General features: G+C 70.2%; 26 protein-coding genes and 1 pseudogene. 17 read left to right on the forward strand and 10 right to left on the reverse strand.

Annotated features, from left to right (window positions below; genetic code table 11):
• The first annotated feature begins 205 nt into the window (after window positions 1-205).
• Complete coding sequence (locus tag H305_RS0107460) at window positions 206-1,102, forward strand: RNA polymerase sigma-70 factor (RefSeq protein ID WP_028799853.1); 897 nt, start codon at window positions 206-208, stop codon at window positions 1,100-1,102.
• Window positions 1,103-1,212: 110 nt separating this feature from the next.
• Here the strand turns inward: H305_RS0107460 and H305_RS0107465 are convergent, their stop codons facing one another.
• A complete protein-coding gene (locus tag H305_RS0107465; RefSeq protein WP_028799854.1) occupies window positions 1,213-1,656 on the reverse strand; it encodes a cytidine deaminase in 444 nt (147 codons plus the stop codon).
• 98 nt (window positions 1,657-1,754) lie between these two features.
• Between H305_RS0107465 and H305_RS0107470 the strand changes: the two genes are divergently transcribed.
• Together H305_RS0107470 and sigJ are read left to right on the forward strand one after the other, a co-directional pair.
• Window positions 1,755-2,756 (forward strand): ketopantoate reductase family protein, encoded by a 1,002-nt coding sequence (locus H305_RS0107470; protein WP_028799855.1) that lies wholly within the window; start codon window positions 1,755-1,757, stop codon window positions 2,754-2,756.
• 174 nt (window positions 2,757-2,930) lie between these two features.
• On the forward strand, window positions 2,931-3,899 hold the full coding sequence (gene sigJ / locus H305_RS44835; RefSeq protein WP_051370415.1) for an RNA polymerase sigma factor SigJ: 969 nt from the start codon (window positions 2,931-2,933) through the stop codon (window positions 3,897-3,899).
• Between the two features lie 176 nt (window positions 3,900-4,075).
• Here the strand turns inward: sigJ and H305_RS44840 are convergent, their stop codons facing one another.
• On the reverse strand, window positions 4,076-5,578 hold the full coding sequence (locus H305_RS44840; protein WP_051370416.1) for an MFS transporter: 1,503 nt from the start codon (window positions 5,576-5,578) through the stop codon (window positions 4,076-4,078).
• Between the two features lie 53 nt (window positions 5,579-5,631).
• A complete protein-coding gene (locus H305_RS0107485) occupies window positions 5,632-6,300 on the reverse strand; it encodes a TetR/AcrR family transcriptional regulator (protein WP_028799856.1) in 669 nt (222 codons plus the stop codon).
• Between the two features lie 538 nt (window positions 6,301-6,838).
• On the opposite strand from H305_RS0107485, the gene H305_RS0107490 reads away from it, so the two are divergent.
• The gene (locus H305_RS0107490; RefSeq protein WP_028799857.1) at window positions 6,839-7,366 is read left to right on the forward strand and encodes a hypothetical protein; all 528 of its coding nucleotides are present in this window, start codon (window positions 6,839-6,841) and stop codon (window positions 7,364-7,366) included.
• Window positions 7,367-7,435: 69 nt separating this feature from the next.
• A pseudogene (locus H305_RS55705) lies at window positions 7,436-7,678 on the forward strand (DUF1707 SHOCT-like domain-containing protein); the annotation flags it as partial.
• Between the two features lie 178 nt (window positions 7,679-7,856).
• Here the strand turns inward: H305_RS55705 and H305_RS0107495 are convergent.
• From H305_RS0107495 to H305_RS0107505, 3 genes are all read right to left on the reverse strand, one after another.
• Window positions 7,857-8,429 (reverse strand): SUKH-4 family immunity protein, encoded by a 573-nt coding sequence (locus H305_RS0107495; RefSeq protein ID WP_078628916.1) that lies wholly within the window; start codon window positions 8,427-8,429, stop codon window positions 7,857-7,859.
• 86 nt (window positions 8,430-8,515) lie between these two features.
• Entirely contained in the window at window positions 8,516-9,997 is a 1,482-nt protein-coding gene (locus tag H305_RS0107500) for a dihydrolipoyl dehydrogenase family protein (protein ID WP_028799859.1), read from the reverse strand.
• A 46-nt stretch (window positions 9,998-10,043) separates the two neighbouring features.
• Window positions 10,044-10,229 carry a hypothetical protein gene (locus H305_RS0107505; RefSeq protein WP_028799860.1) on the reverse strand — a complete coding sequence of 62 codons (186 nt, stop codon included), beginning with the start codon at window positions 10,227-10,229 and terminating at the stop codon, window positions 10,044-10,046.
• Window positions 10,230-10,811: 582 nt separating this feature from the next.
• On the opposite strand from H305_RS0107505, the gene msrA reads away from it, so the two are divergent.
• From msrA to H305_RS0107540, 8 genes are all read left to right on the forward strand, one after another.
• Window positions 10,812-11,324, forward strand: coding sequence for a peptide-methionine (S)-S-oxide reductase MsrA (gene msrA / locus H305_RS0107510; protein ID WP_028799861.1), 513 nt, complete (start codon window positions 10,812-10,814; stop codon window positions 11,322-11,324).
• 299 nt (window positions 11,325-11,623) lie between these two features.
• Entirely contained in the window at window positions 11,624-11,839 is a 216-nt protein-coding gene (locus H305_RS53290) for a hypothetical protein (RefSeq protein WP_158690487.1), read from the forward strand.
• 128 nt (window positions 11,840-11,967) lie between these two features.
• Window positions 11,968-12,651, forward strand: a complete 684-nt coding sequence (locus H305_RS49260) for a helix-turn-helix transcriptional regulator (protein ID WP_051370417.1) — start codon at window positions 11,968-11,970, stop codon at window positions 12,649-12,651.
• A 364-nt stretch (window positions 12,652-13,015) separates the two neighbouring features.
• Window positions 13,016-13,741, forward strand: coding sequence for a molybdopterin-dependent oxidoreductase (locus H305_RS0107520; protein ID WP_028799862.1), 726 nt, complete (start codon window positions 13,016-13,018; stop codon window positions 13,739-13,741).
• Window positions 13,686-14,348, forward strand: a complete 663-nt coding sequence (locus H305_RS44850) for a cytochrome b/b6 domain-containing protein (RefSeq protein ID WP_028799863.1) — start codon at window positions 13,686-13,688, stop codon at window positions 14,346-14,348. The genes H305_RS0107520 and H305_RS44850 overlap by 56 nt, the downstream gene beginning before the upstream one ends.
• Before the next feature lie 272 nt (window positions 14,349-14,620).
• Complete coding sequence (locus H305_RS0107530) at window positions 14,621-15,085, forward strand: MarR family winged helix-turn-helix transcriptional regulator (protein ID WP_028799864.1); 465 nt, start codon at window positions 14,621-14,623, stop codon at window positions 15,083-15,085.
• 569 nt (window positions 15,086-15,654) lie between these two features.
• On the forward strand, window positions 15,655-16,206 hold the full coding sequence (locus tag H305_RS50240; RefSeq protein ID WP_234020644.1) for an NADPH-dependent FMN reductase: 552 nt from the start codon (window positions 15,655-15,657) through the stop codon (window positions 16,204-16,206).
• Window positions 16,193-16,936: a methyltransferase domain-containing protein gene (locus H305_RS0107540; RefSeq protein WP_028799865.1), complete on the forward strand. Its 744-nt coding sequence runs from the start codon at window positions 16,193-16,195 to the stop codon at window positions 16,934-16,936. Before H305_RS50240 ends, H305_RS0107540 begins: the two co-directional genes overlap by 14 nt.
• Window positions 16,937-17,086: 150 nt before the next feature.
• On the opposite strand, the gene H305_RS0107545 is transcribed toward H305_RS0107540, so the two are convergent.
• A complete protein-coding gene (locus tag H305_RS0107545; RefSeq protein WP_028799866.1) occupies window positions 17,087-17,509 on the reverse strand; it encodes an organic hydroperoxide resistance protein in 423 nt (140 codons plus the stop codon).
• 507 nt (window positions 17,510-18,016) lie between these two features.
• Window positions 18,017-18,577, reverse strand: coding sequence for an ester cyclase (locus H305_RS0107550; RefSeq protein WP_028799867.1), 561 nt, complete (start codon window positions 18,575-18,577; stop codon window positions 18,017-18,019).
• Between the two features lie 167 nt (window positions 18,578-18,744).
• Here H305_RS0107550 and H305_RS0107555 point away from each other — a divergent pair, with 167 nt between their 5' ends.
• Window positions 18,745-19,356, forward strand: coding sequence for a TetR/AcrR family transcriptional regulator (locus tag H305_RS0107555; RefSeq protein ID WP_028799868.1), 612 nt, complete (start codon window positions 18,745-18,747; stop codon window positions 19,354-19,356).
• 81 nt (window positions 19,357-19,437) lie between these two features.
• Here the strand turns inward: H305_RS0107555 and H305_RS0107560 are convergent, their stop codons facing one another.
• On the reverse strand, window positions 19,438-20,010 hold the full coding sequence (locus tag H305_RS0107560; RefSeq protein ID WP_028799869.1) for a TetR/AcrR family transcriptional regulator: 573 nt from the start codon (window positions 20,008-20,010) through the stop codon (window positions 19,438-19,440).
• A 301-nt stretch (window positions 20,011-20,311) separates the two neighbouring features.
• Here H305_RS0107560 and H305_RS0107565 point away from each other — a divergent pair, with 301 nt between their 5' ends.
• Window positions 20,312-21,031 (forward strand): hypothetical protein, encoded by a 720-nt coding sequence (locus H305_RS0107565; RefSeq protein ID WP_028799870.1) that lies wholly within the window; start codon window positions 20,312-20,314, stop codon window positions 21,029-21,031.
• A gap of 69 nt (window positions 21,032-21,100) precedes the next feature.
• Here H305_RS0107565 and H305_RS0107570 read toward each other — a convergent pair whose 3' ends face one another.
• On the reverse strand, window positions 21,101-21,553 hold the full coding sequence (locus H305_RS0107570) for a MarR family winged helix-turn-helix transcriptional regulator (protein ID WP_028799871.1): 453 nt from the start codon (window positions 21,551-21,553) through the stop codon (window positions 21,101-21,103).
• Window positions 21,554-21,752: 199 nt separating this feature from the next.
• Between H305_RS0107570 and H305_RS0107575 the strand changes: the two genes are divergently transcribed.
• Both H305_RS0107575 and H305_RS53945 read left to right on the forward strand, forming a co-directional pair.
• Window positions 21,753-22,808: a hypothetical protein gene (locus H305_RS0107575; RefSeq protein ID WP_028799872.1), complete on the forward strand. Its 1,056-nt coding sequence runs from the start codon at window positions 21,753-21,755 to the stop codon at window positions 22,806-22,808.
• A 12-nt stretch (window positions 22,809-22,820) separates the two neighbouring features.
• Window positions 22,821-22,997: a hypothetical protein gene (locus H305_RS53945; RefSeq protein ID WP_199791356.1), complete on the forward strand. Its 177-nt coding sequence runs from the start codon at window positions 22,821-22,823 to the stop codon at window positions 22,995-22,997.
• The last annotated feature ends 83 nt before the right edge of the window (window positions 22,998-23,080 follow it).

The following is a 23,080-nucleotide window of genomic DNA, read 5'->3' on the forward strand; positions in this document are numbered from 1 at the left end:
CCGCCGCCGTCGCCACGAACTCCGCGGGAGAGGCGGCGCCTTCATGGCGGGCGCCGCCGCAGGGCCCGCCGCGAGCCCGACCGCACACGCGGGGACGGACGGATCACATCGAACGGGCGGCCGGAGCCGCGCCCGCCCGTACTGTGAGTGCACTCTTGAAGATCTTCGGCCACCAGCGCCGGCAGCGAAGGAGAAGAGTCGAGACATGAGCGACCAGGCCACCGACCCGGCGACCGAGGCGTTCGTCGCCCACCGCAACCTGCTCTTCACCGTCGCGTACGAGATGCTCGGGTCGGCGGCCGACGCCGAGGACGTCCTCCAGGAGACCTGGATGCGGTGGGTCAAGGTCGACTTGGCGGAGGTGCGCGACCAACGTGCCTACCTGGTGCGCGTCACGACCCGGCAGGCGCTCAACCGGCTGCGCACGATGACGCGCCGCAAGGAGGCGTACGTCGGCCCGTGGCTGCCCGAACCGGTGCTCACCGCACCGGACGTGGCCGAGGACGTCGAACTCGCCGAGAGCGTGTCGATGGCGATGATGCTCGTCCTGGAGACCCTGTCGCCCACGGAGCGCGCCGTGTTCGTGCTGCGCGAGGCCTTCGACGTCGGCTACGACGAGATCGCTGCGGCGGTCGACAAGAGCCCGGCGGCCGTCCGCCAGATCGCGCACCGCGCCCGCCGGCACGTCGAGGCCCGCCGACCGCGCGAGGTGGTCTCGGCGAGTGAGACCCGGGCGGTTCTGGAGTCGTTCCAACGTGCCCTCGAAACCGGCGAGTTGCAGGGCCTGCTCGACGTCCTCGCCCCCGACGTCGTCCTCCTGAGCGACGGCGGTGGAGTCAAGCAGGCCGCGGTGCGACCGGTCGTCGGCTCCAGCAAGGTCGCCCGCTTCATCATCGGCGGAGCCGGCAAGGTCGAGGCCGAGATCACCAGTGTCACGACCGTCTTCAACGGCAACCCGGCCCTCGTCCTCAACCTGGACGGGGAGATGGACGGTGTCATGACGGTCCGTGTCGAGGACGCCCGCGTCACCGGCATCTACTACGTCCGCAACCCGGAGAAGCTGACCCGCGTCGCGACCGAGACCCGGCTCACCCGGCGCTGAACACCGTCGCCGCTACGGACCCCGGGATCCGGCACCGCTGATCGCGGCTTCGAGGAGCCCCCTCGACCAGCGGTGCCGAGGACCCCGGCGGACGGAGTACGACGTCGTCCTCACTCGGTGTGCTGCTTTGCCGAAGGCCATGCGCCGTCGGCGAACTGCCGCCCCCAGTAGTAGGGGTTCACCTCCGCGAGGGTCCGTGCCACCCAGGCGGTCGCATCGTCCTCCCGCGGCACCGCGACCTCCACGGCCGGTCCCCAGAGCGCAAGTCGCTCCTGGCAGACACCACATGGCGGGAGGATCAGCACCCTGTCCCGCTCCAGGTCCCGGCTCACACAGACGGACGCGACGACGACACGGTCCTGCGTGTAGGCCTGGATGAAGGCGCCCGTCTCCTGGCAGAGGGCCACCGAAGCGTGCAGGTTGTCGAGTCCGACACTGGTCAGGATGCCGCCGTCGGCGAGCCGAACGGCCGCCGCTCCGCCCGGCTCGCCCGACGGCCAGCGCCGGTCCATGAGGCCGACGGCGGCATCCACGAGTTCTTGATCAAGGCCCATGGGCCGGAGTCTGGCACATCCCTTGTCGGCCGACGGAGTTGAGAACCGTGCTCAGCCCGCCGCGGCCCCGGCACCGAGCCGTGTGGGAGTCTTGACGCATGCGCTACATCATCATCGGGGCCGGAGCCGTCGGCGGTGCGCTGGGCGGCCGGTTGGCCGAGGCAGGGCACGAGGTGGTCCTCGTGGCGCGGGGAGCGCACCATGAGGCGCTGCGCGACCACGGATTGCGGCTCACGACCGCGGAGGGGCCGCACACCCACCGACTGCCCATCGCCAGGCATCCCGAAGAGCTCGGGCATCTGCGCGAGGACGACGTCCTGATGCTCGCCGTGAAGACTCAGGACAGCACCGCCGCCCTGGACGCCTGGGCTCCGCGGCCGGTGGCGGGCGGAGGCACGGCCGGCGAGAGGCTGCCGCTGGTGTGCGCCCAGAACGGCGTCGAGAGCGAACGCCTCGCGCTGCGCCGCTTCCGCCGTGTATACGGGATGTGCGTCTGGCTGCCGGCGACCCACGTCGAGCCGGGTTCGGTCACCGCGGTGTCCGCCCCCGTCACCGGCGTCCTGCACCTGGGGCGCTTCCCCTCCGGCACGGACGAGACCGTGCGGAGCGTCTCGGCGGCCCTGGAGAAGTCGCACTTCGACGCGCCCGTCGTCGACGACGTCATGCGGTGGAAGTACGGCAAACTCCTCGGCAATCTGGCGAACTCGGTCGAGGCCGTCACGGGCAGGGTGGCCGGGGAGGAGGTCCGCGCCGTGTGTCGCGCGGCCCGGGCGGAGGGCCGTACGGTTCTGGCCGCCGCGGGCGTGGAGACCGTGACCGACGCGGAGGCGGCCGAGGTGCGGTCCAGGCTTCGTTTCGAGCCCTCGGGCGCTTCCCCGCGCGGCGGGTCCTCATGGCAGTCCCTGAGCCGCGGGACGGGCACCATCGAGGCCGACTTCCTGAACGGCGAGATCGTCCTGCTCGGCCGCCTGCACGGGATTCCCACCCCGGTGAACGAGGTGCTGCAGCGGGTCGCCGACACCTTCGCCCGGGAGCGCCGCGCGGCCGGCTCGATGACCGTGGCCGAGCTGACCGGCCTGGTGGCGGCGGCACGGCACTGAGGGCGCCGAAGCCCGTCGGACACGCGGTGACCTCGCGTCGGGCGGGATCGGCCCGGGTACCCGGCACATCAGGTGCATCAGGCGCGGGCCGCCGCGTCCGGTCGGCCTCACCTTTCGGTGCGCTGCGTCGTCGGACCGGTGAGAGCAGATGCGACCGAGGGAGCCGACCGCACCATGAGCACCCCGTCCGAGCCGCGAGACGGCCGGACCGACCCGAGCCTGGACGCGATCATGAGCGAGCGGCGCCGGCTGATCGATCTGGCGTACCGGATGCTCGGCTCGCTGGCCGAGGCCGAGGACGTCGTACAGGAGACGTACACACGCTGGTACGCCCTGCCCCAGCGGAAGCGGGACGCCATCGAGTCGGTCGGCGGCTGGCTGACGACGGTCGCCAGCCGCATCTGCCTGGACGTGCTCGGCTCCGCGCGGGCGCGCCGCGAGCGCTACGTGGGCGAATGGATCCCCGAGCCGTTGCCGGAACGCACGGAGTGGACGCTCGGGCCGGCGGGCGGCACGGCGGCCGACCCGGCGGACCGGGTGACCCTCGACGAGTCGGTCAGCATGGCCTTCCTCGTCGTGCTCGAATCGATGACCCCCGCCGAGCGAGTCGCGTTCGTCCTGCACGACGTCTTCCGCTACTCCTTCGCCGAAGTGGCCGAGATCGTGGGCCGTACGACGGTGGCCTGCCGGCAGCTGGCCTCGTCGGCCCGGCGCCGCGTCCGCGCCTCGCAGGTTCCCGCCGGACCGACCGCCGAGCACGCCGCCCTCGTCAGGGGCTTCAAACAGGCATGGGAAGCGAAGGACATCAAGACTCTCGTCGCCCTCCTCGACCCCGACGCCACGACCGTCGCCGACGGCGGCGGCCTGGTGAGTGCGAGGCTCCAGCCGATCGACGGCGGCGAGCGGATCGCACGCTACCTGGTCGACATCCTGGCCAGGACACCTGCCCTGACGATCCTGGAACGCATGGTCAACGGCCGGCCCGGCCTGGTGGCCCGGTACGACGGCGTCACCGTCGCGGTGTACGCGTTCGGGGTCGCGGGCGACCGGATCAAGCACATCTGGGTGGTGCGCAACCCCGAGAAACTCCGTCCGTGGACGACGGAGGGGTGGGGACGGAACACGTCGACCGGGGGCGAGTGACCACCGACGGGACTCATCGCGGCCGACCGGCAGGCGATTCACGGGTGGCGGCCGACCCCGTATGACCGCCCACCGTATGACCGCCTTCCGTATGACCGCCTTCCGGCCGGTCGCCGAGTCTCGGCGACCGGCCGGAAGGCGCGCGACATGTGAGGTCCGGGCCGTGCGACGAGAGGTCAGCCCATGTGCGGAGCCGGCTGCCTCCGGGGTTCGCCGACGGTGGCCGGGCGGGGTGCGTTCATCAGGACCGCGATGAGGAGGGCCGCCGAGACGAGGATGACGGTGGCCACCGAGTAGGCGGTCGAGAATCCCTCGACCAGGGCGTCCCGCAGGACGTCCGGAGTGTGCCGGCGACCGGCGAGGTAGTCCGTACTCGCGTCGATGGCGAGGGTGTTCAGCAGCGCCGTGCCGATGGAGGCACCGATCTGCTGGGACGTGTTCGCCATGGCGGAGGCGACCCCGGAGTCCTCCGGCCGCACACCGTGCGTCGCGTAGTTCATCGCCGGCGCCATCACCAGGCCCATGCCGAGGCCGACGATGATCTCGGCGGGCAGCACGCCGGTCGCGTAGGAGGTGTCGGCCTCCAGAGGAATGAGCCAGCCGGTGCCCACGGCGGCGAGCAGCAGACCCGGGACGACCAGGGCGCGCGGCGCGACTCGGGGAAGCAGCCGGGAGGCGATGCCGCCCGCGGACACCAGGACGCCCGCCGTGAGCGGAAGGAACGCGACGCCGGTCAGGACCGCGGAGTAGTCCTTGACGACCTGCATGTAGTAGGTGAGGAAGAGGAACATCCCGAACATGCCGATCACGGCCAGCGCGACCGCCAGATAGGCACTGGCCCGGGTCCGGTCCGTGACCACCCGCGGCGGCAGCAGCGGCCGGGGGGAACGGGCCTCGAAGAGGGCGAAGCCCACGAGCAGGCAGACACCGGAGGTCAGCAGCGCCATGACGAGCGGGGAGTCCCACCCGTCGGATTCCGCCTTGCTGCACCCGTACACGACGGCGACGAGGCCCGAGGTGGCGAGCAGAGCACCGGGAAGGTCGAGCCGAGTCCGTGCGGTGGCGCGCTGGTCCGCGGGGAGCACGGACCAGCCGCAGGCGGCGATCACGGCGATGGGCACGTTCACGTACAGGCACCAGCGCCAGTCGAGGTACTCGGTGAGCAGACCGCCGAGCAGGAGCCCGACGGCGCTGCCGCCGGCCGCGATCGCGCCGTAGACGCCGAAGGCCTTGGCCCGCTCACGGCTCTCGCTGAAGCTGATGCTGAGCAGGGACAGCGCGGACGGAGCGAGCAGTGCCGCGAAGGCCCCCTGGAGTGCTCGGGCGGCCAGCAGCGGTGTGAAGCCGGTGGCCGCACCGCCCAGGGCGGAGGCGCAGGCGAAGCCGATCAGGCCGATGAGGAAGGCGTGTTTGCGGCCGGTGTAGTCGGCGATCCGGCCTCCCAGCAGGAGCAGGCTGCCGAAGGCGAGGGTGTAGGCGGTGATGACCCACTGGCGGTCGCCTGCGGAGATGCCCAGGTCCTGCTGGGCGGACGGCAGGGCGATGTTCACGACGGTGATGTCCAGGACGATCATCAATTGGGCCAGACCGATGAACACCAGGCCCAGCCAGCGCCGAGGGCTGTCCCCGGGAGTCGGCGCCGGGGTGCGTGCCTCGGCGGGTCGGGGGGCGGAAGACATGACGAACTCACCTTCGTATGCAGGGAAAAGGTGTGCCAGGGGGTGGCAGGGGATCAGGCGGCGCGCGTCGCCTTGCGCGCCGCCGAAGGAACCGCGCCCGCCATGCGGGCCCGGATGCGACGGAACCAGGCGGAGCCGATCGCGGGTCCGGGAAGACCGTCCTGGCGTGGCGACGCCCCGGGGGACCGCAGACCGTCGAGATAGATCTCCAGCTGGCGGTGGGCGAGCGCGTAGTCCTCCGCGACCGCCCGGCCGGGCAGGGGACGGGTCAGTCGTACGACCATGAAGATGACGTCGCCGGGCAGGACGTCGGCCCGCACCTCGTCGGCCGCCTGGGCGGCCTGAAGCAGCTCGGTGACGTGGACGAGGGCATCCCCGGAGCGCTCGATGATGTCCTCGACGTCGATCCGGCCGAGCAGTGACGGCATGATCGCGCCCACCTTCAGGTCCAGAGCCGCGTGCATGAACACACGCAGGGCCCCGAACGCGTCGGGCTGCTCCTCGGCGGCCGTGCGGACCGCCGTGTTCAGACTCCGCAAGGTGTCCGTCGCAACGGCCATGACCAGGTCCTCGCGGCTGGGAAAGCGCCGGTAGAGGGTGGCGATCCCGACGCCCGCACGGCGAGCGATCTTCTCCAGCGGCGCGTCCGGGCCCTCGTGCACGAAGATCAGCCGTGCCGCCTGAATGATCTTGTCCCGGTTGAGCTGGGCGTCGACGCGCACCGCCTGCCCACCTCCTCGCCCCTTGTCGCAGGCGGAGGAATTTCCTCCGCCTGCGGTCCAGAATATTCGGCGACTGATGAATATCCAGTCGTGGCGGGCAAGTGAGAGGAGAAAGTGCCGAGGGCCTCCGCATCGCCCGCGTCTTCGCCGCGGATCGCCGGTTCACCATCGTCGGCGCCCGCCCGTCCGCCGGTTTGCCGCGCGCCGGGTGACGGTGTCCGTCGGCGGGCCGTCGACATGTTCGGCGGCGCACCCGGGCCGAGTCGCGGCCGGGCGCTCCGTCCGGCGCGACTCGGCCGGTTGCTTCGCCGGTGGGAGCCCCCGGGCGTGCAACTACGGTTTATTGAGAAGCAGTTGTGGTCTGCGCTACAACCATCCGGCACCTCGGGCCGTCTGACTTGATGACCGATACGCGAGGACAGTGCTCTTCACGGGGTTAGGCGACGATTCGCGTTGGTCTGCCCTGCCCTGTTCGCTGTCCGGCGTGCCTCATCGGCACCCGTGGAGTCATACACCCAGAGCAAGGGGGAGCTTTCTCATGCGCGCTCGCAGAATCCTGGTCGTGGCGGCGGCGTCGGCCGCCGCTCTGATCCCCGCGGCCTCGGCCGTCGCCGGTACGGGCCCGGCCCCGTCGCCCGGCAAGCAGAGCCTGACCGCACGTTCCGCCGTCCCGTCGGAGGCGGGCAACCCGCTCAGCGTCAAGGCACAGGCCGCCGGCGTGTGTTCCGACGCGTACCAGATCGGCGCCACCGCCTACATCAACCGGTCGGGAGCCCACGTCGCCTCCGTCAAGCAGTTCTACTCACCCACGTGCAAGCGCAACTACGGCTACGTGTGGGTGTGGCAGAGCTTCCGCGACAAGATCAAGGACTACGACGTCAGCACCGGCGTCTACAGCTACTCGCGCGACCAGATCGTCGGCCAGGACTGGTGGAACGCCACCAACCAGCAGGAGTTCTGGTCCTACCCCGCCGACACGGTGAGCGAGTGCACCGCGGCGATCGGCACCCTGCGCGCCCCTGGTGACCCGGTGGCCGGGCAGGCCTCGACGTCCAAGCGCTGCTGAGTGTGACACCCCGGGCCCGGCCGACGCGCGACGGCCGGGCCCGACGGCCGTTTTCCGGCGCGTCGTCCGGTGGAGATCACCACCGTTGCGGGACTTCGGTCCGTCCACCAGAGTGCGGGCACGACGGATGCACTCGGACCGGGCGACGACTGTGCGGGGCATGACACGAAACCCGAACTGCGCGCCTCCGGCCGGGAGCGCGACCAGGTCGTGGAGATCCTGCGGGTCGCCGCGGGCGACGGGCGGATCACCGCCACCGAACCGGACGAGCGCCTGGAGGCCGCGTCGACGGCCCGCACCACCGGCGACCTGGCCCGGCCGACCGCCTGCGGGTGCGACTCACCGGACGCTCCCGCGGCGGCGACACCGTCGCCCGGCCGCGGCGGCGGACGCTCTCCCCATGGCTGCGCCGCCGGTCGCCGGACAGCACCGGCCGCCTATCGCCCCGGCGGCGTGTCGACGCGGGGCCGCTCGTACCTGCGGCAGACGGTCAGACCCGCAGCAGATTGCGGACATGCCCGAGGACGGAGAACCAGCAGCAGTCGGGATTCTCCATCACACCGGGTTCGGTGTCCCGCATCAGACGGAGCAGTCGCTCGGCGGCTCCCTCCGGATCGACCTCGACGGTGTCGGACTCGGGGTCGTACTGAGGGCGCTCCCGTTCCAACGCCAGGAGGAAGAAGGCCAGTTCGTCGATGCCGCTGTTGAGCCGGTGCGGGGCGGCACCGCTCTCCGGGATGCAGTGGACGACCCCCGTGACGGTGTCGACGGCGACGTCGTCGAGGGCGATGCCGCCCAGGGAGAGCCAGGAGGACATGTCCAACGTGCAACCGGGGTAGCGGCGCGCGACGTTCCGCCATGGCTCACCGCCGACACGCACGTCCCCTTCCTCCAGACGGCGGTCCATCTCGAACCAGCCCATCCACGAGGGCAGGCCGACGTCGCGCAGGAACGCACGGGTGGGTTCATGACCGACAGGCGTGAGCGTCGCCTCGTCCAGAGTCACCAACTCCCTGGACCCGTACACCGACTCCATCGCCTCGCGGCCGACCATGGGACTCATGGGCAGCCACCCTTTCACGGGCCGTCCCACCGCGACAGACGCAGCGCGCGGTCCGGGAGACCGAGCCCTGGTGGTGCGTGCCGAGTTCACTTACGGTCGTCGTCCTGGTGCCGCTGCGCGCGCAGGGTCTCCAGAAGCCGGAGCCAGATCTCGCTGACGGTCGGATAGCTCGGGACGACATGCCACAGGGTGGAGAGCGGAATCCGGCCCACGATCGCTGTGGTCGCCGAGTGCACCAGTTCGGCGACGCCCGTACCGACGAACGTGGCTCCCAGCACCACGTCGTCGGCGCGGTCGACGACCAGTTTGGCGCGGCCCCGGTAGTCCGGGCGCAGTACGTAGGTTCCGGCGAGGGCGGCGAGGTCGTACTCCACGATCTCCACGTCCTTGCCGGCGTCGCGCGCCTGCTGTTCGGTCATTCCGGCGCTGCCGACCTCCGGGTCGGTGAACACGACCTGCGGCAGCCCGACGTGTCCGGCGGCGGCCGAGGGCAGTTCCGCGGAGGACCCGCGTGCGCGCGCGTCGATGGCCTCACCCGCGATACGGGCCTGGTACTTGCCCATGTGCGTCAGCAGCGCACGGCCGCACACGTCGCCGATGGCGTACAGCCAGTTCCCGCTCACACCCTCGGCACACTGCTGGTCGTCGACACCGATGTACCCGCTGGGCCGCAGGCCGACGGACTCCAGGCCGATGTCGTCGGTGTTCGGGATGCGGCCGGTCGCCACGACGATCTCGTCGGCGACCACCGTCCTCCCGTCGTCCAGCGTCACGCTGACTTCTCCGCCGTGGACGTGCCCGTGCCCCGTGTCACGGGGGTCGGCGCGCTTGACCTGCGCCAGGTTGCGCTCCGGGTACAGCCGCACACCGCTGTCCTGCAACGTCTGGGCGACCAGTGTTCCCGCGAAGGGTTCCTGACGGGCCAGCAGGTGCTTGTCGCGGTACACGAGCGACACCTCGTCGACCCCGAGTCCGCGCAGCCACGTGGCCGCCTCGCAGGCGACCACGCCTCCGCCCAGAATGACCACGCGACGTGGCACTTCCTCCATCGAGGTCACGTCGCGCGACGTCCACGGAAGGGCGGCACGCAATCCCGGCACGTCCGGAACGGACGGACGCGACCCGGTGTCGATGACCACGGCGTGCTCGGCCGTGACGGTCCGGGTCGAACCGTCGGGACGAGTCACGACGAGGGTCCGCTCACCGGTCAGCCGTCCGTAACCGCGCACGACATCGATACCGGTGCTCAGCGCCCAGGAGATCTGCGAGCTGTCGTCGCGATGGTTGACCACGCGGTCCCGCAGGGCGAGTACCTCGGCGGCCTTCAGTTCGGCCGACACTCCCGGCAGATGCGCTGCCGCCTCCACCACTTCGACCGGCCGCAGCAGTGCCTTGCTCGGCATGCAGGCCCAGTAGGAGCATTCGCCCCCGACCAGGCTGTTCTCCACGAGGACCGACGACAGGCCGGAGAACTGGCTTGCGTACTGTGCCGCGTTCTCGCCGGCTGCGGCACCACCGAGAACGACGACGTCCCACGTGGAACGGTCCGGGTCCACACTGGCGGTCATACGTGAGTCTCCCATCGCTGGTGTGCGGGGGCCCTGTGCCCGGCGATCACCCGCCGGAACCGTCCGAGGCCGCACCGCCCTCCGAGGTCTGCTCTCCCTCCATGAAGCGCGCGTACCAGCGCGGCCAGTCCTCGTCCCGGTGCCCGAGTGTCTGCTCGAAGCGCCCGTGGGCCTGTTCCGCACGGCTGAGGGCCTCGGCCAGTTCGTCCGTCGAAGCGAAGGTCACGGACATGGATTCCTCTCCTGTCGTTCAACGCAGGGAGCGGGGCCGGCTCACGCGAAGGCCGCCGCGCAGGACTGCCGGCCGGTCCGGAGGCGCCCTGAGGCCAGGACGTTCGTGCCCTCGCGCTCTTGCGCATGTCCTGGCCTGTGGTGCGGGGAAGGTGCGCGAAACCGACCAGCTCCGAATAGGACGGGACTCCACAGGCGTCGCGTATCCGCTCTCGGAATCGGGCGGTGGAGATGTGGCGGTGGAAAGACGTCTTCACGATACTGCTCCAGCACATCAGCGGCACCCAGAGCCCTTTCGCCGCTCACCGCGGGGCCCCTGCTCTCCGACGTGGCCGCGATGCCGCGCGCAGACCGGGTGGTGCGGGATCGCGAACCGCCGGTCACGGACGGGCCTCACGCGGTCGCCGTGCGTCAGATCAGGCGTCGTGACGCGAAACGCGGGTGGGTGTCCGCGGCCTCACGACCGTGCAAGGAATTGCTGAGGGCTCGAATGCGCTGATGAAGCCGAGAGACCAGGGGTCGTCGGCGGTGTACGAGCCGAGCGGCCCCGGTGACCGGTACGACAGATATTGGAGGGGCCGAAATGGCAGCGCAGACGCAGAGGGCCGTGCTGGCGGGAGGCTGTTTCTGGGGGATGCAGGACCTGATCCGCCGGCACCCGGGCGTCACGGCGACCCGGGTCGGATACACCGGGGGTGACGTGCCCAACGCGACGTACCGCAACCACGGCACGCACGCGGAGGCCATTGAGATCCTCTTCGACCCCGAGAAGACCGACTACCGTCAGATCCTGGAGCTCTTCTTCCAGATCCACGACCCGAGCACCAAGAACCGCCAGGGCAACGACATGGGTCTGAGCTACCGTTCGGCGATCTACTACGTGGACGACGAGCAGAAGCGAATCGCCGAGGACACCATCGCGGACGTGGACGCCTCAGGGCTGTGGCCCGGCAAGGTCGTCACCGAGGTCGAGCCGGTCGGCCCCTTCTGGGAGGCCGAGCCCGAGCACCAGGACTACCTGGAGCGGTACCCGGACGGTTACACCTGCCACTTCCCGCGTCCGGGATGGCGGCTGCCCGCGCGCACGGAGGGCTGACCGCACGACAGCGGCCCAGCGGGCACGAGTTCGGCCCTGCGGATACTCCGTCAGGGCCGGCTGATCCATGCGCACGACGCTCCGGCCAGGCCCGGCGCCCCCTAGGCGCGCGGCCCCGGTAGGGGCGGACTCCTCCATGTCCACGTCTCCAGGCCCGTACACCGGGCCTGGCGGCGTGGTCGACGACGTGACGTGGACACCTGGCGATACTTGACTCGTCAAGCATATTCGTGTCTACTTCTCTCGCGAGCATGTAGTTGAAGGAGAAATTACATGCTTCGGAACGGAGGAGAGTCATCATGAGCAAGACCGGAATCGCCCGTGTGGAGCGCGGTGGAGAGACCACTGTGAACCGGGCGCAAGCCGAAACCCCGGCGGACGCCGCCGTGTGGCCCTCGACCCTCGACGACCCGGTGAAGGGGCGATACCGGGGACGGGCGGCATCCGAGCGCCTGCCCGATTGCGGGCTTCCCGGGCACGGCAGGCACCGCCGCCCCGTCGTCGCTGCCGCGTAGCGGGGCGAGCGGTGCGAGCCACTTCCGGACACATCTCCCTGGCCGGCGGCGCGGGTGGTGTGTCGAGCGCCATCCCTGTGCCTTCCCGGCCGTTCACACCTGGCCCCCGAGCGGGAGAAGAGGTGCCCATGAGTACGGTCATGCTCGCCGGCGGGCCGAGACTCGTACGTGCGGCGCTCGCCACTGTCATCGGGCGGCTCTCCGGCAGTCAGGTCCTCGGCGAAGCCGTAGACGCCGACGAGCTGCTTCTCCTCCTGGATGATCACGAGCCTGACGTCGTCGTCCTCGACCGCTCGATCCGGAGCCGCCACGACGAGTTCGCCCGACTCGTTCACTTCGTCGCCGCCAGAGCCCGCGTCGTCGTGTTCGGCGCGGAAGGCGGCCAGGACGTCGACGCGGCACTGCGGGCGGGCGCGACGGGCCTCCTCGGCGCCCACGCCACCGCACCGCAACTGGTCGGTGCGGTGGAGACGGTCCTCGCCGGCGGTTTCACGGTCACCCTGGACAGTGCCCTGTCGGCCTGCCCGTCGAGGAACAGTGACGTACGCCCCGTCGTCGAGACGACGTTCACACCCCGAGAGCTGCAGGTGCTCCAGCTGCTGGCGGGGGGATACGACAGCGCGGCTCTCGCCGGCGCTCTCCGGCTCAGCCCGCTCACGGTCAAGACGCACATCAGTCGCATGCTGAGCAAAGTCGGTGCGCGTGACAGGGGTCAGCTGATCGCCTTCGCCTACGAGAGCGGCCTGGTCGAGCCCGGGAGTGTGGTGATGCCGCCCCTGGCCGGCGCGTCCCCTCTCAAGGTGGCGTCCTAGTCCGGCGCGGACGTGGGCGCGTGCGGGCCCTCGGCGCGTGGGTCCGTGGTCGCTCCCGCAGGGGAGGGCCCAGTCGGCGTCCCACCCGAACGCCAGGACTCGGTTACGCTCGATAAGACGATCGGTCGTCTTACGTCGGTCCGGGCCGCTCGGAGCGTGTGCCCATGCCCACTCGGACTGTCACGTCACCTGTTTGACAGGTGACAAACTCTTTGCCACGATCAGAGCCACCTGTTCAACAGGTGACGACTCGGGGGCGAAGGCCCAGCCGGTGCCGACACCGCATGCCCGCCGCCGCGTCGACGTCCCGGGCGTCGCGCGGTGGTTTGCCGAGACCCCCCACAACACCGAAGGACTGGTGAACATGGCAAAGCGGTCGAAGGCCTCGACCGGAGGCACCCCCGTGGGGCGGCGGGCGATGCTGGGCATGATGGCCGCGGGCGGCGCGGCACTTGCCGCCGCTCCCTATCTGCAGAGCGGCTGGGAAAAAGTCCTGAGCACTGCTTCCCAGGTCGACTCGACCGGACTGTCGGGGCTGCTGCCGAATCCCGGAGGATTCCGGTACTACAGCGTCGTCGGTTCCGTGCCGCGCAAGGACGCGACCAACTACGAGCTGCGGATCGACGGGCTGGTCGACCGGCCCAAGAGCTATACACTTCCGGACCTTCGTGCGCTCCCGCAGAAGCGGATCGTCCACGACGTGCTGTGCACCGACGGCTGGCGTGTGGACGGCACGCCCTTCTCCGGAGTGCGGCTCTGGGACCTCCTGGAAGCCGCCGGAGTCCGTCCTGAGGGCAAGGCCGTTCGCTTCACGTGCTTCGACGGTGCGTACACCGAGAGTCTCACCCTGGAGCAGGCGCGACGCGACGACGTCCTGGTCGCCCTGGACATGCAGGACAAGCCCATGACCCATGAGCACGGCGGCCCTGTCCGCCTCTATGTGGCCCCCATGTATTTCTACAAGTCGGCCAAGTGGCTGTCCGGGGTCTCGGTCACCGACAAAGTTGTGCCCGGATACTGGGAGGAGCGCGGATATGCGGTCGACGGCTGGCTCGACGGAGCCGACCGGCGCGGCGACGCGGCGTCCTGAACCGGCCGGCAAGGTCCAGCGGTTCACCGGTGCCGAGCGGCTCGTGCACCGTGCCACGGGATGGCTGATGCTGGTGTGCCTGGTGACCGCGGCATGCCTGTATCTGGGGCCTGTCGCCCAGTTGGTCGGGCGGCGCTACCTCATGATCACCGTCCACAAATGGTCGGGCATCCTGCTGCCGCTTCCCTCGCTGCTCGGCCTGCTCTCACCCGCCTTCCGCGCCGACCTGCGCCGCCTCAACCGGTTCGCGCCCTACGACCGGCAGTGGCTGCGCGCGGCCCGGAGACGGCTCAAGTCGCCGACGGCGCGTCCGGCCGGCAAATTCAATGCCGGTCAGAAGATCTATGCGGGCTGGATCGCCGGCGCTGTCGCGGTGATGATGGCGACCGGCCTGCTGATGTGGTTCACGGGATGGCTCCCGTTCATTTCCCGCACCAGCGCGATTTTCGTTCACGACTGCCTGGCGTGGGGCATCACCTTTGTCCTGATCGGTCATATGAGGAAGGCTCATCAGGACCCGGAAGCCAGGCTGGGAATGCGCACCGGCTACGTCCGCCGCGAATGGGTGATGCGGCATCACTCCAAATGGCCGGGGGAGGAGAAATAGTCCGATCGCACCGGGTGTTCGCGCCGGCGTTTCCGTAGGACCGTCCACCGTCACCCATGGTGTGCGGCTGTTTCATGTGGCGGAACAGCGACGTCGAGTGGATCCCTGCCGGTCTGCGTGGTTTGGTCCGCGGGACGAGCCGCGCCTGCTCGGGGAGGGCGGGCGGAGAAGGCGCCGGGCGAGGTGTGTGCCGGAATCCCGGAGTGCCGTTTCCGAAAGTACGACGACATTGCCCGTTCAATTTCCTTCGCTGTGCAAGTAAACTGCGCGTCATGTCAGACGTCACGCGGTCCCCGGAGGCGGTGGAGCCCTTGTCTCCGGACGAAGAGGCCGTCATCCGGGCGCTCGGTCGCGTCATGTACAGCCTGCCCCGGGCCATGGACGCCGACATGGTCCGGGAACAGCGGCTCTCTCTCATCGAGTACCTGACGATGGTGCATCTCTCCGAGGCTCCGTACCGGCGCCTGAGGATGAGCGACCTTTCGGTCGCCTGCGAGATGTCCCTGAGCGGAATGACTCGCGTCGTGAGCCGGATGGAGAACCAGGGGTTCGTCGAGCGGGTCAAGTGCGAGGAGGACGGCAGGGGCTGGAACGCGGCGCTCACGGACCTCGGTCTCGCCCGACTGCGGCAGGCGTGGCCGACCAATCTCGCTTCCGTCCGTCGCCACTTCCTCGACCACCTGAAGGGCGTGGACCTCAAGGCGCTCGGGGCCGCTCTGCGACGCGTCGCCACCTGAAGCAGGTTCACCTTCCTCGCCGTGGCCGGGTACCGCATACGGTTTCAGGCGCCGGGAAGCGCTGCCGGTGGACGGCACGGCATCGGGACGGAAGCCGGACCGTACCCGTCCAGGCACCGGTGGCGGAGTCGCCGAGACATGCCGAAAGTATACTTGTCGCGCGAAACATCCTGTGCATTTACTACGCACAGCAAGTATTTTTTCGTTGCCCCTGGCGTGGAACTCGCCGGTTCGAGGGCTGTGGGGCGGGCCGACCGCCCTCTCCCGTCCTGGAGCACGCGCTGCGACCGCTGTTCGGCCACCTGCGCGCGGTGGTGGTGCCCGCGGGGTGTTCGCCGCCGCCGGAGGACCGGGCGGCGGGTGACGCCGCGCAGGGGCCGCTGGACGGCAGGATCGAGCGAGCAGCCCCGCATCCCGCCCGTCGCCCCATGAGCCGCGACGGCGTGCCGGTCGCACCGAGAGGCGTGTCCGCCGCACAGAGACATACGTCTCACCGATCCGGGGTGTGCTTGCTGTGTCAAATATGTTCTGCTTGACTAGTCAATCAGTTGCCAGGGTCTTTCACTCTCGTGACCCCTGAGTACAACCACTCCACGTCCGGCGTGCTGGAGAACGCCATCGACTTCCTCTATGCCGAGTGGCACAACAAGGCGGTCGGATTCGTCAGTCACGGCTCGACCGGTGGCACTCGCGTGGTGGAACACCTGCGCCTGGTCGCGGGCGAACTCCAGATGGCCGACGTGCGCTCCCAGGTCGCGCTGTCGCTCTTCACCGACTTCGAGAACTTCAGCGTGTTCCGGCCCGGCGGCATTCACCTCGACGGGCTCAACACGATGCTGGACCAGCTCCTGAACTGGTCCCACGCGCTCCGGTACCTCCGCTGGCGGGCCGGGGCACACGAGCCGGGTGGTGGGTGGTCGCGGTGGGTGACCGTCCACCACCCTGTCGTCGGTACGGGGGTGTGCGTCGCAGTCGGTGCGGCCCGTCCCCGGCGCCGGGGACGAGCATCGCGCCCACGGCGGTCCCGGCGCCGCACCCGAAGGACGGTGGCGGCGGGCCCTGCACGGACCGCTCCCGCAATGCCGGTAGTTCCTCATACTGAGGGACATGGCCATCTATGACACGCTCGGCGCGACGTACGGCCGGACCCGGCAACCCGATCCTCGGATCGCCGCACAGATCCACGCCGCGCTCGGGGACGCCGCGGACGTGGTCAACGTGGGCGCGGGCACCGGCTCCTACGAGCCACCCCGGACGGTCCTCGCCATCGAGCCCAGTCACGTCATGCTCGCCCAGCGCGCGCCCCGTTCCGCACCCGCCGTGTGCGCGGTCGCCGAGCGGCTCCCGCTGCGCGCCGCCGCCGCCGATGCCGTCCTGGCCGTGCTGACCGTCCATCACTGGACCGACCTCGAAGCCGGCATCGCGGAACTCCGCCGGGTCGCCCGCCGCCGCATCGTCATCCTGACCTGGGACCAACCGGTCTTCCGCGAGCGGTTCTGGCTCGTACGCGAGTACCTCCCGCACGCTGTCGCCCTCGACGACGTCCGGGCCGTCCCGATCGACCGGCTGGCCGCTCTGCTCGGCGGCGCGCGCCGGGAGCGGGTCCTCGTCCCGCACGACTGCACGGACGGGTTCGGCGCGGCGTACTGGCGCCGTCCCCACGCCTACCTCGACCCTCAGGTGCGCGCCGGGATCTCCATGTTCGCCCAGGCGGGAGAAGACGTCCTCGCCCCGGGTCTGGCCCGGCTCGACGAGGACCTGGCGACCGGCCGTTGGCGCAGCCGTCACGCCGACCTGCTCGCGCTCGACAGTGTCGATGTCGGGTACCGGCTCCTGGTGACGGACCTCTGACCGCGCAACCAGCGGTGAGCCGTGCGAAGTCGGTGCCGACTGGACGGATCGGCGGGCCCTGAGCAGCAGCATGCCCCACGCGGGGGGTGAGGCGTGGGGCATGCCGGTTCGGCGAAAGGGCCGGCCTCGGAGGCCGATGCCGTGACGGTGTCAGACGGCGGTGGCGTTGATGGTCACGGGTATGTTGCCGCGGGTGGCCTTGGAGTACGGGCAGATCTGGTGGGCCGCGTGGGCGAGTTCCGTGGCCGTGTCCTGGTCGACGCCTCCGAGTTCGAGGTTGAGGGTGGCCGAGAGGCTGAAGGAGCCGTCGACCTCGTTCAGGGTGATCTCGGTGCTGATGTTCGTGTCGGTCAGCCTCACCTTGCGGTCCGCTGCGGCCTTGCGTACGGCCCCCAGGAAACATGCGCCCCAGCCCGCGGCGAAGAGCTGCTCGGGGTTGGTGGCGGTGCCGGATCCACCGAGCTCCTTGGGGTAGGCCAGCGTGGTTTCGAGGAGGCCGTCGCTGGACTTGACCCGGCCGCCGTTGCGGCCCTCTCCGGTGACGTCCACAGCGGCGGTGTAGCTCTGCGTCATTACTTGCCCTCTTGAAAGTGGGGAACGGTGACCTGTCCTGTGCCGTCGAGGCGTTCCTGGAAGGGAGCGCTCTCGGCGTCACCTGTTCAAATGGTGACGGATATTGCGTCACTGGTCAAACGGGTGACGCGTGAGGGGCGTCACAATGCGCGTGTCCGGTGGAGTGGTGACGGGGGAGCGGCGGTCGAGGGGTGGGCTGGTTCGAGCGCCGGGCGCCGGCCGCGGGCGGTGGGCGCCGCGCGCCGGCAGCTCTGGTCCAAGGGGGCGGCGGTCTCCGTATGTGCCGGCGGCTCCGGTCCGAGCGGGACTCGGCGGCCTCCGCGACGTCGGCAGTTCCGGCCCAGGCGCGATCCGACCGTCTCCGTATGCACCGGCGACTCCGGTCCGAGCGGGGCTCCGGCCTGCGCGACGTCGGCGGCTCCGGCCCAGGCGCGATCCGGCAGCCCCGGTCCGCGGGGGTGGTGCACGCGGGTGACAGGACGCTTCTGCCCTGCCGCCCGCGCCTGTTCAGGGCTTCATCGTCGCCGCCGCCTCGGCCGCCCGCGCCGAGACCTGGGCCGCCGCACGAGTGGCGCGTCCGGTCGCCCGCCAGGCGAGTATGGACAGTGCGGTGCCCGGGGCCGGCGGGAAGACGCCGAGCTGGCCGAGCATGGTGATGTCGTCGCGCACCGCTTCGTGCCGGACGACCTTGCCGTCGCGCAGACCCAGGACGTGCATCTGTTCGAAGTCGATCTCCTGTCCGGTGGGAGGGACGGCGCGGTCGAGGCTCCCGTCGCGGAAGAGGACGAACGCGCCCGTGTGGCGCCCCTGCATCCGCAGGCGCACCCAGACCTCGTCGTCGTTGTGTGCGACACCCAGGACCGGGAAGCGCAGGTCGCTGAAGGCGGAGCGCATCCAGGCGCCCGAAGCGAGAACACCGGCCGGGCCGGGGATCGCGCAAGCCGTGGGCGATACGGCTGATTCGCGGTTGTGGAAGTCCGCGTGCACCACTTCGGTGGCCAGGTCCGGATCCCCCGATTCGAGGATCCGGAAGAGCCCGTGGGCCAGGGCTGTGGCGTCCATTCCCATGGCGGCTGTGCCTTTCGTCTGTAAAGCGCTGGTGTGCGGCATCGAGGTCGGACCGGCGGCCTGAGAGGGCAGCCCGGATGATCTCCGAGGTCGATTGATATTGAGGTTATACATAGCCTAATGAATAGGGAAACCATGTTCTGGATCGCCGTCGATACGATGGCGGCGTGTCTCCCAAGCGCGCCTACGTCTCCCCCCTGCGTGAGCAGGCCGCCGCCCAGACCCGCGCGCTGATCCTGCAGTGCGCCACCGACCTGTTCGCCGAGCGCGGGTACGGCCGAGTCACCGTGGCGGACATCGCCTCGGCGGCCGGCGTCGCCTCGAAGACCGTCTTCGCCAGCGTCGGTAGCAAGGGCGACATTCTCGACAAGATCGTGGACCAGGGCGTCGTCGCGTCCGACTACGAGCGGTCGGTGCGGCAGATGCTCTCTCTGAAGACGGGTGAGGCGGTGCTCGAAGCGCTGGCACTCGGTACCCGCAGGGGCAATGAGGGGCAGTTCAGCGTCCACGAGGCGATCCGCAAGGCGCTTCCCGCCCACGAGAACGGCGAAGCTCTCTGGGCGCGCGCCACCGCCGCCTATCGGGACGCGCTGCGGTGCGTCGCCCATCACCTGCACGCGCTGCCGTCGCCGCCGTCGTGTCCGGTGGAGGAGACGGCCGACCTGCTCTGGTTCTGGTTCGGACCCACCGGCTGGCGCACCCTGGTGGTCGAGAACGGCTGGTCCTGGGACCGGGCCGAGGCGTTCCTGCGGCGCACCGCCGTCACGACGCTGCTCTAGCGCCGGTCGCAGACGCCGGCGCCGAACGTCACGCCGGTCGGCGGGCGTCGGGGGATCGGACGCCTTGGGGGAGAGGTCCCGTCAGCGAAGGATCACGCCGAACACGATGGTGAAGAACGTCTCGAACGGCTTGGCCGAGCGTTCTGTGCGGGCCGAGATCAACGCTCCCTCCCATGAGGCGAGTACGAAGCCCGCCAGAGTGGAGGAGTCGAGGGCCTTGGACACATCGCCCGCCCTCTGTGCGTCGGCGATGGCATGCGCGAGCGCTTCGGCCCAGGCTTCGAAGCTCTTGCGGGTCGACGCGCGAAGGGCCTCGCTGTGGTCGGCGACCTCGACCGCGAGGTCTCCGACCAGACAGCCCCGGTTGAATTCGGCGTCGACGTTCTCGTCGCGCAGGAACTCGAAGTGCCGCCGAAGCCTGGTCAGAGGCGGCACCGAGGGGTCGAGCAGGCTGCCCAGCCCGCGGCTCGCCCCGTACCGCTCAAGAGCGACGACCGCCAAGGCCTCCTTGCTCTTGAAGTGATTGTAGAAAGACCCCTTGGGAGCGCCGGCCGCATCGGTGATGTCCTTCACACCCGTCGCCGCGTAGCCGCGGCCGTGGAACTGTTCGACAGCGGCTGCGATGAGGTTCTCGCGCAGACTCGGCCTGGCCATCGGCAGCCTCCTGGTCATTCAAAGTGGGCGATCGTCTTAAAGCCTACCACTGGGCCGCCGGGGGCCTGAGCGCGCCGTCCGTACCGCTTGACCCGTACGGGAGGGCTCATGTGGTGATCCGTGCCGGCGGCGCACTGCTGACGCCGAGCGGACGCGGTGAATGCAGTGTCGACGCAGAGCGGACGAATCACCGCTTGAAGTAAGACGACCGGTCACATACAGTCGGCCGTATCCCGAAGCGGGTCTGTTCGGCGCGGAGTCCGACCGCCCGGTTCTCCGGCACCACCAAGGAGCAACGTTCATGAGTGACCTCACCACTGCCGTCATCGATGCCCACGGAGGCCTGGCGCGCTTCGCGCGGTACGACTCCGTCACCGCCCGCTTCCGCTCGGGCGGGGCCCTGTGGGCGATGAAGGGGCAGGAGGGGATCCTCGATCGCGCCGCCGTGCGCATCGACCTGAGGGAGCAGCATGTGAGCCACCGTCCCTTCACCGGCCCCGGTCTGCGCACCTCGATGACCGCCCAGCGGGTGGCGATAGAGAGTGACGCCGGTGAGGTGTCGGCGGAACGGCACGACCCGCGGGCCGCGTTCGCGGGACACGGGCTGGAGACGCCGTGGGACTCGCTGCACGTCGCCTATTTCGCGGGCTATGCCATGTGGACCTATCTCACGTCGCCCTTCACCTTCGGCTCTCCCGGCTTCCGGACCGAGGAGCTGCCCCCGGTGGACGTGGACGGGGAGATCTGGAACCGCCTGAAGGTGACCTTCCCCGACCGCATCGCGACCCATTGCCCGGAGCAGGTCTTCTCCTTCGGCCAGGACGGGCTCCTGCGTCGGCACGACTACACGGCCGAGGTCATCAACGCGGGCCCGGCCGCGCACTTCTGCTTCGACTACAAGGAGTTCGGCGGGATCATGGTCCCCACCAAGCGGCGTGTGTACCCGCTCGGTGAGGACGGAGTGGTGCTGAAGGACATCGAACTCGTCACCATCGACATCGAGGACGTGCGGTTCGGCTGAGCCGGCCGTGGCCCGGCAGAGGCGGCGTGGCCGCGGGCGCCCTCCCGGCGCCGCCGGGGTGGCCGTCCGCTACTCGGCCCAGGGCTCGAAACCGGTGTCGCGGACCGCTTCGAGGGCACCACGCAGTCGGGCCGCCTCGTCGCTGCCGAAGCTCACTTCGAACTGATTCTGCACGGCTCGCCACAGGGGCAGTGCCGTCTTCATACGGTCGAGGCCGTCCGGCGTGATGGCGGCGATCCGTGCACGCCTGTCGGCCGCCGACGTCTCGACCGTCACGAGGCCTTCGCGGGCGAGTGGCTTCAGATTGGAGGCCATCGTCGTGCGGTCCATGGCGATCGCCTCGGCGAGGCTGGTGATCGTCATCTCCCCCTCCGAGGCGAGCCGTTGCAGGATGCTGAACTGCGTCGCGCGAAGACCGGCGGGGGCCAGGGCCTTGTCGTAGGTCGCGCCGAGGTAGCGGGCGGCCTTCCGCAGGGCCAGGTTGTTGCACAAGTCGCCGGGGTTCACTGGTGCGGTGTTCATGATGTCCTCCGAGGTTCTCCCGTCCATGATACGAGGAGATGCTCGTAAAAGCGACAGGCTCGGCGTCCGTCGCATGCAGGCCCCGGGCGAGCATGTCGGCCGGTCTTGCGATCCGACCATTAGGAGCATATGCTCCTAATAGCGTCGCGGTGCCATCCGGACCGTCTCGCGAGCCCCGCCCTCATAAGAAAGCATCCCCATGGAAACGTCCCCCGGATCCGCTCCCGCGCGTGAACTGACCTCGCATGCCGCTGCCGAGGCCCCCACGGCACGGTCCCACCGGGCCGCAGGCCGGCCGCCGGTCAGAGCCTGGCTTCAGCCGACGCTCATCGCCCTCGTCGTCGTGGCCGCCTTCGTCAGCTGCTACGTCGGCCTGCAACGTGATCCCCAGCCCCATGGTGTCCCCCTCGCCGTCAGCGGACCCCGCCTCTCGCACGAGATACGTCAGGCCCTCGGCGACACCGTCGACGTGCACCCGATGGCCGACGCACCGGCGGCGCGCGACGCCGTGCAGCGTCATGACGTCGTCGCCGCGCTCAGCGTCGACGGCCCGGACCGTCTGCGCCTGGAGATCGCCGGAGCCGCGGGAACGTCCACCACCTCCGCGGTGAAGAACCTCGTGGGCGCCTACGCCCATGGAGCGGGCAGGCACGTCGTCACCGAGGACGTCGTGCCGCTGACCCGGTACGACGCCCGCGGGCTGGCCGGTTTCTACATGGCGTTCGGCGTGACCCTGGCCGGCTTCGTCCTCGGCTCGAACGCGCTGGTCCTGGCGAACGTCCTTCACCTGCGGCATCGGTTCTGGCTGCTGGGCGGCGCCTCCCTCGCCATCGGTACCGTCGCCGCGATCATCGCGGGACCCGTCATGGGTGCCGTCCCGGCCCCGCTCCTCCCGCTGACAGCCACGCTCACCCTGCTGGCGGCCGCCGCCGCCTTCACCACCAAGCTCCTCGGCACCTACCTCGGGCCGATCGGAGTGCCCGTCTCCACCCTGCTGCTCCTCACCGTGGGCAACGCCACGAGCGGCGCCAGCGTCGGCGCCGATCTGCTGCCCTCCGCAGCCCACGCCGTCTCCGCGCTGCTGCCTCCCGGCGCGGCCGTCCGTACCATCACCGACCTGAGCTACTTCGACGGCTCCCACGCGGCAGTGCCCGTGATCACCCTCGCCCTCTGGGCCGGTGTCGCGGCGGTCCTGCTCGCGTTGCGTCCCCGCATGACCCGTCGGCGTTCTGCCGGCACCGCGCCGACCTCCTGAGGCGAGACCGCGGTGGAGCCCACACGGCAGAGCGCCGATCCGGCCGAGGCGGCCCGCCGTACGCGCTTCGGCGAACTACCGAGGCGCATCCGTGTCGAGGAGATGGTCGAAGAGCGGCCCGCCGGGGCCCCGGATCCCGCGAAGGACAGGTACTCCGCCGGCGAATGGCTCGTCCGGTGGTGCCTGTGAGCCACAGTGCCCCGGCCGGACGCCCGTCGGCCGGTCTTCGGCCGGTGAGTGTCCGGCCGGGGGCGAGGTGAGGGAGTGAGTCC

It is taken from the genome of Streptomyces sp. 142MFCol3.1 (assembly GCF_000424945.1).
Lineage (GTDB): Bacteria > Actinomycetota > Actinomycetes > Streptomycetales > Streptomycetaceae > Streptomyces > Streptomyces siamensis.

Bases quoted from the DNA above. Each gene is read 5' to 3' on its own strand.
- H305_RS0107575 (WP_028799872.1), top strand. From the start codon at position 21,753: ATGGAAACGTCCCCCGGATCCGCTCCCGCGCGTGAACTGACCTCGCAT.
- H305_RS0107465 (WP_028799854.1), bottom strand. From the start codon at position 1,656: ATGGGCCTTGATCAAGAACTCGTGGATGCCGCCGTCGGCCTCATGGAC.
- H305_RS53290 (WP_158690487.1), top strand. From the start codon at position 11,624: ATGAGCAAGACCGGAATCGCCCGTGTGGAGCGCGGTGGAGAGACCACT.
- H305_RS0107500 (WP_028799859.1), bottom strand. From the start codon at position 9,997: ATGACCGCCAGTGTGGACCCGGACCGTTCCACGTGGGACGTCGTCGTT.
- H305_RS49260 (WP_051370417.1), top strand. From the start codon at position 11,968: ATGAGTACGGTCATGCTCGCCGGCGGGCCGAGACTCGTACGTGCGGCG.
- H305_RS0107505 (WP_028799860.1), bottom strand. From the start codon at position 10,229: ATGTCCGTGACCTTCGCTTCGACGGACGAACTGGCCGAGGCCCTCAGC.
- sigJ (WP_051370415.1), top strand. From the start codon at position 2,931: ATGAGCACCCCGTCCGAGCCGCGAGACGGCCGGACCGACCCGAGCCTG.
- H305_RS0107460 (WP_028799853.1), top strand. From the start codon at position 206: ATGAGCGACCAGGCCACCGACCCGGCGACCGAGGCGTTCGTCGCCCAC.
- H305_RS0107520 (WP_028799862.1), top strand. From the start codon at position 13,016: ATGGCAAAGCGGTCGAAGGCCTCGACCGGAGGCACCCCCGTGGGGCGG.
- H305_RS0107550 (WP_028799867.1), bottom strand. From the start codon at position 18,577: ATGGGAATGGACGCCACAGCCCTGGCCCACGGGCTCTTCCGGATCCTC.
- H305_RS0107540 (WP_028799865.1), top strand. From the start codon at position 16,193: ATGGCCATCTATGACACGCTCGGCGCGACGTACGGCCGGACCCGGCAA.
- H305_RS0107545 (WP_028799866.1), bottom strand. From the start codon at position 17,509: ATGACGCAGAGCTACACCGCCGCTGTGGACGTCACCGGAGAGGGCCGC.
- H305_RS0107560 (WP_028799869.1), bottom strand. From the start codon at position 20,010: ATGGCCAGGCCGAGTCTGCGCGAGAACCTCATCGCAGCCGCTGTCGAA.
- H305_RS0107565 (WP_028799870.1), top strand. From the start codon at position 20,312: ATGAGTGACCTCACCACTGCCGTCATCGATGCCCACGGAGGCCTGGCG.
- H305_RS44850 (WP_028799863.1), top strand. From the start codon at position 13,686: ATGCGGTCGACGGCTGGCTCGACGGAGCCGACCGGCGCGGCGACGCGG.
- H305_RS0107470 (WP_028799855.1), top strand. From the start codon at position 1,755: ATGCGCTACATCATCATCGGGGCCGGAGCCGTCGGCGGTGCGCTGGGC.
- H305_RS0107570 (WP_028799871.1), bottom strand. From the start codon at position 21,553: ATGAACACCGCACCAGTGAACCCCGGCGACTTGTGCAACAACCTGGCC.
- H305_RS0107530 (WP_028799864.1), top strand. From the start codon at position 14,621: ATGTCAGACGTCACGCGGTCCCCGGAGGCGGTGGAGCCCTTGTCTCCG.
- H305_RS0107495 (WP_078628916.1), bottom strand. From the start codon at position 8,429: ATGAGTCCCATGGTCGGCCGCGAGGCGATGGAGTCGGTGTACGGGTCC.
- msrA (WP_028799861.1), top strand. From the start codon at position 10,812: ATGGCAGCGCAGACGCAGAGGGCCGTGCTGGCGGGAGGCTGTTTCTGG.
- H305_RS0107490 (WP_028799857.1), top strand. From the start codon at position 6,839: ATGCGCGCTCGCAGAATCCTGGTCGTGGCGGCGGCGTCGGCCGCCGCT.
- H305_RS44840 (WP_051370416.1), bottom strand. From the start codon at position 5,578: ATGTCTTCCGCCCCCCGACCCGCCGAGGCACGCACCCCGGCGCCGACT.